Below are 8,455 nucleotides of genomic sequence, written 5' to 3'. Positions count from 1 at the left end.
TGGACGAATGGCCAGGTCGAGCGGGTGAACCGAACGATCAAGGAAGCGACGGTGAAACGATACCATTACGACAGCCATGATCAGCTGCGCACGCATCTCACTGACTTCATGGGGGCCTACAACTTCGCACGCAGACTCAAGACGCTCAGCGGGCTAACGCCCTAGGAATACATCTGCAAGATCTGGACTTCAGAGCCAGATCGATTCATCACAAATCCGATCCACCAGATGCCGGGACTGAACATCTAAGGACAAACGGTTCTCTGATTGCGGCTGTGTCAAGTGGGATAGCGATCTATCTGTCCGGGGTCATGGTTCTCTCCGAGGTCGCAATACTGCGCTTCATGATAGCGTTCGGAGGTGGATCGTCTCCAATGTCGTTTGCGGGGTCAGCAGCATCGGCCACATCCCAATCGTTTTTACGAGATCGATCAACCTCCCTCCCGTCGGGACTTTGCTTCCCGCCATTCCGGCGGAAACTCAGATCAGGTTGTGGCCTCCTTCGTCCATTGATATTCGGCTCCCCTCTTCCATACCGTCAGCATCAGCGCCGCGATCTTACGCGCGGTGGCGACAGCAGCCTTTCGAAAGCCCCGGCGACCAGCCCGCCGAACTGCCCAAGATTTCAAAGCCGAGAACCGTTTGACCTGGCGGATCACGCAGGACGCGGCTTCGAAAAGCAAACCGCGCATGGCTGCATCGCCGCATTTTGACACGCGACCGGACCAATCCATTTCGCCGGATTGGCGCCGCCTGGGTGTCAGACCCAGGAAGGCCCAAATATCCGAGGTTCTACTGAACCCGCCCGTGTCATCGCCCAGAGCCAGAAAACTCAACGAGACGATGGGCCCGACATCGGGGATCGTCATCAGACGGCAGGCAATAGGATGGCTTTTGACCTTCGCCTTCAATGCCCCTTCCAGATCGGCGGCGGCCAGGCAGAGCGTATTGTGGGCGGCAATGACCCCGCCCGCGATGGTCCGCAACACGGGATCGGTCTCTCTTGCGGAGGCCAGCTGGTCACGGAAATCCTGTGTTCACTGGCCCTGACCGACACCGGTCATGCGAATGCCAAATGTCTTCAGGACGCCGCGTATGTGCCCCTCAAGGTCCTTGCGCAACCGAATCAGCCTTTCTCTCGCTCCGACCAGCGCGCGCAGCCGATCGGCTTCTTCGCTGCGGATGTGAACCGAAGTGAACCAGCCCGTCCGCGCGAGTTGGGCCAGACCTTCCGCGTCGGCGGCATCGGATTTGTTCAACTGCGCCGACAGGTTCTTGTGCGCCCGACGAGCATCCATGCAGATCGCAGGCAACCCAAGATCGGCGAGCCCGCGCTGCAACCAAATCGACAGCTAGCCGCTCTCATGCACAATACGTTCAGGCGCAATCGACATGTTCTTCAGCCAGCCTGCGATCCCGTCCGGATCGGCCGGTGCGACGCCACGCGCCAGTACCTTCCCATCTTCATCGACAACGCAGATCGAAACCTCTTTGAGAGACACATCGAGTCCGGCAGACTTCTTCATGGTCGTTCTCCTCACGGCTTATATCGATGAGGCCAATATACCAGACCTCGTTCGCCACTGGAGAGCAACCGCCGCAATCACACCAAATCGTTTGGACTATCACGACTGTGCATCCCACCCGGCTTGCATTGGATGATGATCTGAGGCACCACACCCCCAAGAAATTTGACAGGACGGATCGCACGGCGTGCAAGACAGAAGGCACCGGCGGACGCAACCGCGCAGTGACCATGTCCACCATCGCCCGGATGGCCGGGGGCATCCAGGCCACTGTTTCACGCGCGCTCAATCGGCGTGAAATCGTCTCGCCCGAGACGCTGGAGAGGATCCAGCAGACGATCGAGGCCACGGGCTATGTCCCCAATCTGGTGGCCGGGGCGCTTGCCTCATCCAAAAGCCCCATGGTCGCTGCCGTCGTCCCGTCGATCACGAACATCGTTTATTCCGGCCTGATCCACCACTTCATCGACCTGGTCCGCGCGGCGGGTTACCAGACGATTCTGGTCGAGGCCGGTTTTTCCGCAGAGGAGGAAGAGGCTCTTGTCACATCCCTCATCTCGCGTCGACCGGACGGAATCCTGCTCACCGGGGTTCATCACACCAACCGCTGCTGCAGCCAGTTGTTGTCTGTCGGCTTGCCGGTTGTCGAAATCTGGGATTTGACCGAAAGCCCGATCGACATCTGCGTGGGCGTTTTCACAAGGCGGCTGGCGCGGCTTTGGCGAACTTTGCCCACGGCTGCGGCTATGCCACTGCCGCAGCCGCGTTGGCTGGCGAAGAACGCGCCCTACGCCGCAGGAACGCCTTCTGCGCAACCTTCGAGGCGCTGGGGCACGCGGCGACTCTGCAAGTTGATTGTAGAAGGTCCGGCCAGCCTTGAACGTGGGCGCGCGGCTCTGCGGGTACTGCTTGAGCGTGGCATGCAGAGTGGTGTGATCTTCGGCAGCTCTGACCTGCTCGCCCACGGCATCCTGATCGAGGCGCAGGCGCGCGGTTTGTCGGTGCCTGCGGATTTCAGCGTCATCGGGTTTGGCGATCAGGATTACGCGACTGCAACCCTTCCGCCGCTCACGACCGTCCGGGTCGACCGTTCGGATCTGGGCAATCGTGCCGCTGACGCACTGCTGGCCCGCATCAACAATATGGCGCCCGAGCAGCGCGCCATCGACGTCGGTTTTTCCATCATCACGCGCGGAACAACATGCAGTCAGCGGAACTAGGACTGGTCGCCTTTAGCTACCCTGCCCTTCCGCTGAACGAGTCAGGGGGAAAGCCCCACCTGAACAGGTCTCTTGGCCCCTAACCACTGCGACTCGATGTAGTTCCGCCCGGCGATTGCAGCGTGGCGTGACGCGGCACGCCCTGTCATCAATATCGGCTCCAACGGCCATAGGTGGCCTTGTCACTCCCATCGGAGCTGACCGCCCTGACAGTGAAATTTCCACTCTTGCGGGCCGGACGACGTTACCTTACCCTTTCACTAAGGTAATAAACCCTCTCAGCTTTCTTTCGGAAGCTGGGACGCTTGCAGTTGATAAGGAGCACATGATGGATGCCCAATCAGTAACAATGGAAACACAAGAGGGTGACCTCCTGCTCATCGCGGACAAGAGCGTCAGCGCTCAGTCTTTGGAAATCGTGATCCATCAGGTGGAGCATTCGATATGACCACCAGCACCCCTCAGCAGACCATCGTTCGTGCAGGCGAATCCGAGGATGTCGTATGTTATGATGCACGCGACCTCATTCAGAATGGCGTGCAGGCCCATCTGACCCTGGACGGTCAGTTCTACACCCTGCGCATCACCCGTGCCGGAAAACTGATCCTCACCAAGTGAATAGGTCTAGCGCCGGATTGGGCAGATTTTCATCAAACGCCCCGCGGGCGAGAATGTCGCAGGTGTAAAACCTTTCCCTACGGCTGCCCGTCCGGTTAGAATTGGGCAATGATCAAGAGCGTGATCCGCCTTTTCCTCCTGCTCGGTGTCCTTACGGGCATCGTGCTGCCGAAGTCTTCGGCGGTGCTGGCGGAGCTTGGCCTGATCAGTGGTCAGGTTCTGGTGATCTGTACGGGCGATGGCCTTCAGACGCTTGTGCTGGATCGCGACGGCAACCCTGTCGAAATCAAGCACAACGCCCACCCCTGTCTTCTTGTCCATGCGACCGACACCGCCGCTGCCATCGCGCTGCTACCAGTCGCAGCGGATCTTGTGCCAAGTGATACGATGCTGCGCGCCGATGCGGTGGCGCCGCCGCGCGCGCCCGGTCTGGACGCACGCCCCCGGGCACCTCCGGCTGCCTGAGCGTCATACGTCACCTGCACATTTACAAACGGGTCGGCCCTGTCCGCCCGCTTCATCCGGAGAAAATCCCATGAAAACGCTTTTTGCTGCCGCGCTGATCTGCGCGCTCCCCGCCCTCGTGTCTGCCAATGAAATCACATCGGGCAATATCACCGTGGGGCACCCCTATGCCTTTGAAACGCCGCCCATGGCCCACACCGCTGCGGGGTACATGACTGTCACCAACACGGGCGACAGTGCCGATACCCTGCTGTCGATCGAATCTGAACTTCCCAAGACCATGCTGCACGAATCGAAGGAAACGGATGGCGTCGCCACCATGACCCATGTCGAAAAGCTCGAAATCGCACCTGGCGAAACGGTCGAGTTCGCGCCCGGGGGCTATCACATCATGTTCATGGGTCTGAACGACGAAACGTTTGAAGTAGGCGAGACAGTTCCCGTGACGCTGATCTTTGAACACCTTGGCCGCATGGAAATCGAACTCGACGTTCAGGCCCGTAATGGGGACGGCCAAGGCGCGGATGCCAAATCCGATCACGCCACGCACTGACGTCGGGGACACAATCAATGCTGACACTCGACACAACGGCCGGTCTCCGGCCGCCGAAGGATGCTGGCCGTGCGGCAAAGCTCTATCGGGCCGCATGGCGCTGGCATTTCTACGCTGGTCTCTATGTCATTCCGTTCTTCATGATGCTGGCGGTCACCGGCATGGCCATGCTTTGGATCGCCTGGATTGACGGGCGTGACGGGGAACGCACCACGGTGCCGGTCCTCGATGCGCCTATGTCCATATCAGCACAGGCCGAAGCGGCCCAGGCGATCTGGCCCGAGGGCACGCTGGCGCAATATATCGCGCCGCGTACCGAAGATCTGGCGGCGATCTTTCGCGTCAATACCCAAGACGGCGCGATGATGGCTGTGGTCGATCCCTACACTGCCAACGTGATCGAAACCTTTTCGCGTCGCAGCGGCTGGTATGACACCATGGACAACATTCATGGCGAATTGCTGATCGGCATGATTGGCGATCGGATGATCGAAATCGCGGCCTCGCTCGGGATCGTACTGATCGCCACCGGCCTCTACCTGTGGTGGCCACGGGATGGGGCTGGTCTGGGCGCCCTTGTGCCGCGACTGACGGCAAGCGGGCGCAGCCTGTGGAAATCCCTGCACGCCAGTGTCGGGATCTGGATCTCGGTCTTTCTGCTGTTTTTCCTCTTGTCCGGCCTAGCCTGGACCGGGGTCTGGGGTGGCAAGATGGTACAGGGCTGGTCCGGTTTTCCGGCGGGAAAATACGGCGACATCCCACTGTCGGACCTCACCCACAAAGACCTGAACGGCGGACGTTCCGAAGTGCCCTGGGCGCTGGAAAAGACGCCACTTCCGGCATCCCAGATGGATGAACACGCGGACCACAATACATCAGGCAGTGGTGTCGCAATGGCGATGACAGGCACCTCGGCCGGTGCCGACCCGGACATCGACCGGATCGACGCCTTTGCCCGCAGCATCGGCTTTCAGGGGCGGTATCAACTCAATCCACCCAAGGACGAAACCGGTGTCTGGTCAATCAGCAGGGACTCGATGAGCACGGACACCCTTGATCCGACAAGCGACCGGATCGTGCATGTGGATCGCTATTCCGGCAATCTTCTCGCCGATGTGCGGTATGCCGATTACAGCCTGCTGGGTAAGGCGATGGCGATCGGGATCACGCTGCATATGGGAACACTGGGACTCTGGAGCGTTCTGGCTAACACCCTCTTCTGTCTGTCGGTGATCTTTCTCTGTGTGTCGGGCGTCATGATGTGGTGGAAACGGCGTCCCGCCGGGTCGCTGCGCCTAGCCGCGCCCCCGGCCCCGCGCCAGATGCCGCACTGGAAGGGCGCAACTGCCGTGGCACTTGCCCTGTCTCTGGCCTTCCCAATGGCCGGACTCGCTATCGCAGCGGTTCTCCTGCTTGATGTTCTGGTGCTATCGCGCTTTGGCGCCGCACCTTCCGAACCGCTGGTCAGCTAAACTTTAGACGGAGCGCCGGTCACGCGGCGCTCCGACACTTCCTCTGGCTTGCCGAAACGCAATCCCACACAGGTAAACCGCGCTCTAAACCCCTTTGATCCCGGCGATCAGGCGCACCAGATTCGCCATTGCCACGACACCGTCTGCGATCACCGGGGCAACTGTCGGCTGACCAGCCAGCCCCTTGGCAACATCGGCCATCAGCACGACAAAGCCTTTGTGATTCTCATTTGCGGCGGCCGTGAAGTTCGGCTGCCAGACCAGACTGTCACAAGCTCCATACAGCACCGCCTCGGGGTCTTCCGCCATGAACGGTGGATCGCGATGCCAGACCACATTGATCACATTGTCGACTTCGATCCGATTGTGATCGCCCATTATGGTGATCTACTCCATCGGCGTACCGCGCGGCTGCACCGTCCCCATGACCACATTTCCGATCACACTGTTTTCACAGGTAAAACCCATGTGAAACAGGATCCGTCCCGGAGCAGGCGCGTTGAGACGCACCGTCATTTCGCGAATCTGGCTGCCAGCGAGCCAAGGCATCCGGTCTACGTCCTGCACACAGTGATGCAGGCAGGAACCAGAGTAATCCACCTCACCCGCGAAATAGGTAGGAGCGGTCATAGAACTACAAGTAATGCCAAGAACGGGTCCAAAATCCGGACTCCGCAGAATGTTCTGCGCGATCTTGTTGCCTGTCGAATACCGCTTCATAAAGCCGACATAGACCGACACACCGGTGCGCCCGGATGCCTGCTGCAATTCCAACGCCGTGGCGTGTGTGGCGACTGGAGGTTTGCGTCACGCAATAATGCCTCGCGGTGTTGATCAGCGCGCCTTCGTCCCGGTCCCACCGGGCGGCAATGTGCATGCCCGCGCGACCGATCTGGGGTAGCAGCATCCATGTCGCGTGACGACCGAGGCCGGTCCATCCGATATTCAGGGTCATTGGGCATACTCCGCGAAATTCAGAGCCGAGCGGATCAAGGCGTGACCGGCGCACAGCTTGGCCGTCCCATCCTCGGCCAGGGCGCGCCAGTGGGCTATGGGCAGCGCCAGCCGCTGATCATCGCGCCGGAACGGTTCCAGCGAGAGCGGGGCCACTGTAGCCGACCTGATGCCGCGCCCGCATAATTGCGGGCCAATCCATGTTGCCTGTCCCCGGAAAGCCGCGGTGGTTCTCGTTTGCCTGAAAATGCACGGTGCGCTTGCCGACAAGGCGGATCGCGTCGGGGATCGGCTTCACGCTGCTCCCGCCAAGCGTCAGCGCGTAAAGATATTCACTTCATGCCGTGATCAAGATGTAGATGCCCGTGGCGATGATTCCCGGCGTACAGAGCGGCAGTACCACCCTGAGCAGCGCCCCGAATCGGGTACAGCCATCGGTCATCGCCGCATCATCCAGCGACCGTGGGACGCTATCGATGTAGCTGGTCATCATCCAGACCGAAAATGGGATCGCAACGGTCAAATTGGCGATGATCAGCGCAGCGCAGGTGTCCACAAGGCCAAGGTTCTTCATCAGGATGAACAGGGGCAGGATCAGCAGCCGTCGCCCCTTGAACCGGAACCTAGAGAAGGCATAGGCAGCGGGCACAGCCAGAGTAAGGTCCGCGACCACCGTGCCCACCGCAACGACAAAGCTGTCCAGAAGGTTCGCCCCGAAACCGACCATGGCAAACAGCCGGATGTAATTTTCCAACGTCGCGCCCACTAGAGATGGGCCATCGGTAAACAATTTGTTTTCCTGAGTGAGCGAAGTCAGCATCATCCGCAGGTGCGGCGTAGCCTGCATCGGTTGCGTACCATCATGCGATATTCCTTCCCGCGCGGCGGAGATAGAGGATGACAAACCCCAGCAGCAGCGTAAAGCTGACCGCCAGTGCCAAGCGATAGCCATAGTCGAGGCCTGTGCGCGCTTTTACAAAAGCGCAAAGCGGCAGCGTATAGGCTGAATACCCCGACCCGCCGCCGGTCATGACAAAGATAACGTCGACGGAATTTGCCACCCAGATCACCCGCAGCTGTGTTGCCGTCATCAGCACGCCGGACAGCCCCGGCAGCGTGATGTGCCAGAACTGGCGGAACTGTGACGCGCCATCGATCGAGGCAGCCTCTCAATAGCTTTTGGGGATTGACTGCAGACCGGCCGGGATCATCACCGCGAAAAAGGGAAAGCCCTGCCATGTCAGTGTCGGGGTCATCGCGTAGAGCGCCGTGTCAGGGTCAGCGAGCCACGGGATCGAGGTCTTGATCAGGTTTGCACGCAGCAACAGGCCATTCAGCACGCCGCAGTTGGAATCGTAGATCCAGTCCCACATCAGCGCGATCACCACAGAGGGAAGCGCCCAAGGGATGATCACCAGCGCCCGTGCCCGACAGCGCTAGGGAAAGTCCTGATTGAGCAGCAGCGTCGTCGCTAGCCGCAGCAGCATCTGCGCAGGGACCGTTATGACAATTCACAACACCGTATGGCGCAACGACGTACAGCAAACCGGATTGGACCTGTCGCGGTTTGATGGCGCTCCTTTGATAGCATTTGCTGCAACAAAGGAGACTGACTATGGGGCTGAAACGGACGGACGAATTCCGGCG

Annotated in this window: 12 protein-coding genes and 2 pseudogenes; 6 read left to right on the top strand and 8 right to left on the bottom strand. The window is 59.9% G+C overall.

The genetic code is table 11. From position 1 onward, the window contains the following. A pseudogene (locus CHB75_RS20895) lies at nt 1–249 on the top strand (integrase core domain-containing protein); the annotation flags it as partial. 236 nt (nt 250–485) lie between these two features. Here the strand turns inward: CHB75_RS20895 and CHB75_RS22610 are convergent. The 3 genes from CHB75_RS22610 to CHB75_RS22600 are packed head-to-tail and all read right to left on the bottom strand — an operon-like array spanning nt 486 to nt 1,526. Continuing rightward, nucleotides 486–989 (bottom strand): transposase, encoded by a 504-nt coding sequence (locus tag CHB75_RS22610; RefSeq protein ID WP_245841103.1) that lies wholly within the window; start codon nt 987–989, stop codon nt 486–488. A 48-nt stretch (nt 990–1,037) separates the two neighbouring features. Further along, on the bottom strand, nt 1,038–1,298 hold the full coding sequence (locus CHB75_RS22605; RefSeq protein WP_245841102.1) for an IS110 family transposase: 261 nt from the start codon (nt 1,296–1,298) through the stop codon (nt 1,038–1,040). 54 nt (nt 1,299–1,352) lie between these two features. Beyond that, complete coding sequence (locus CHB75_RS22600) at nt 1,353–1,526, bottom strand: hypothetical protein (protein ID WP_245841101.1); 174 nt, start codon at nt 1,524–1,526, stop codon at nt 1,353–1,355. Between the two features lie 230 nt (nt 1,527–1,756). Between CHB75_RS22600 and CHB75_RS20885 the strand changes: the two genes are divergently transcribed. From CHB75_RS20885 to CHB75_RS20870, 5 genes are all read left to right on the top strand, one after another. After that, nucleotides 1,757–2,746, top strand: a complete 990-nt coding sequence (locus tag CHB75_RS20885) for a LacI family DNA-binding transcriptional regulator (protein WP_217898820.1) — start codon at nt 1,757–1,759, stop codon at nt 2,744–2,746. 444 nt (nt 2,747–3,190) lie between these two features. Beyond that, entirely contained in the window at nt 3,191–3,364 is a 174-nt protein-coding gene (gene hemP / locus CHB75_RS20880; protein ID WP_089274076.1) for a hemin uptake protein HemP, read from the top strand. Between the two features lie 108 nt (nt 3,365–3,472). Next, nucleotides 3,473–3,829, top strand: coding sequence for a hypothetical protein (locus CHB75_RS21825; RefSeq protein WP_176439243.1), 357 nt, complete (start codon nt 3,473–3,475; stop codon nt 3,827–3,829). Nucleotides 3,830–3,899: 70 nt separating this feature from the next. Beyond that, nucleotides 3,900–4,382, top strand: coding sequence for a copper chaperone PCu(A)C (locus CHB75_RS21820; protein ID WP_176439242.1), 483 nt, complete (start codon nt 3,900–3,902; stop codon nt 4,380–4,382). A 17-nt stretch (nt 4,383–4,399) separates the two neighbouring features. After that, the gene (locus tag CHB75_RS20870) at nt 4,400–5,854 is read left to right on the top strand and encodes a PepSY-associated TM helix domain-containing protein (protein WP_089274072.1); all 1,455 of its coding nucleotides are present in this window, start codon (nt 4,400–4,402) and stop codon (nt 5,852–5,854) included. A gap of 84 nt (nt 5,855–5,938) precedes the next feature. On the opposite strand, the gene CHB75_RS22285 is transcribed toward CHB75_RS20870, so the two are convergent. The 5 genes and pseudogenes from CHB75_RS22285 to CHB75_RS22270 all read right to left on the bottom strand — a co-directional run bounded on the left by CHB75_RS22285 (nt 5,939) and on the right by CHB75_RS22270 (nt 8,223). Then, nucleotides 5,939–6,232, bottom strand: a complete 294-nt coding sequence (locus CHB75_RS22285; protein ID WP_245841100.1) for a hypothetical protein — start codon at nt 6,230–6,232, stop codon at nt 5,939–5,941. A gap of 9 nt (nt 6,233–6,241) precedes the next feature. Further along, complete coding sequence (locus CHB75_RS22280) at nt 6,242–6,622, bottom strand: Gfo/Idh/MocA family oxidoreductase (protein ID WP_245841099.1); 381 nt, start codon at nt 6,620–6,622, stop codon at nt 6,242–6,244. Nucleotides 6,623–6,805: 183 nt separating this feature from the next. Further along, nucleotides 6,806–7,655 (bottom strand): annotated as a pseudogene (locus tag CHB75_RS22430) (carbohydrate ABC transporter permease). A 13-nt stretch (nt 7,656–7,668) separates the two neighbouring features. Continuing rightward, the gene (locus CHB75_RS22275) at nt 7,669–7,965 is read right to left on the bottom strand and encodes a carbohydrate ABC transporter permease (RefSeq protein WP_342745330.1); all 297 of its coding nucleotides are present in this window, start codon (nt 7,963–7,965) and stop codon (nt 7,669–7,671) included. 12 nt (nt 7,966–7,977) lie between these two features. Further along, nucleotides 7,978–8,223 carry a carbohydrate ABC transporter permease gene (locus CHB75_RS22270; protein ID WP_245841096.1) on the bottom strand — a complete coding sequence of 82 codons (246 nt, stop codon included), beginning with the start codon at nt 8,221–8,223 and terminating at the stop codon, nt 7,978–7,980. Nucleotides 8,224–8,455 lie beyond the last annotated feature (232 nt).

The organism is Puniceibacterium sediminis (assembly GCF_900188035.1).
Lineage (GTDB): Bacteria > Pseudomonadota > Alphaproteobacteria > Rhodobacterales > Rhodobacteraceae > Puniceibacterium > Puniceibacterium sediminis.
The sequence above is the reverse complement of the archived record's forward strand: the minus strand, read 5'-3'. Positions and strand labels throughout refer to the sequence as shown.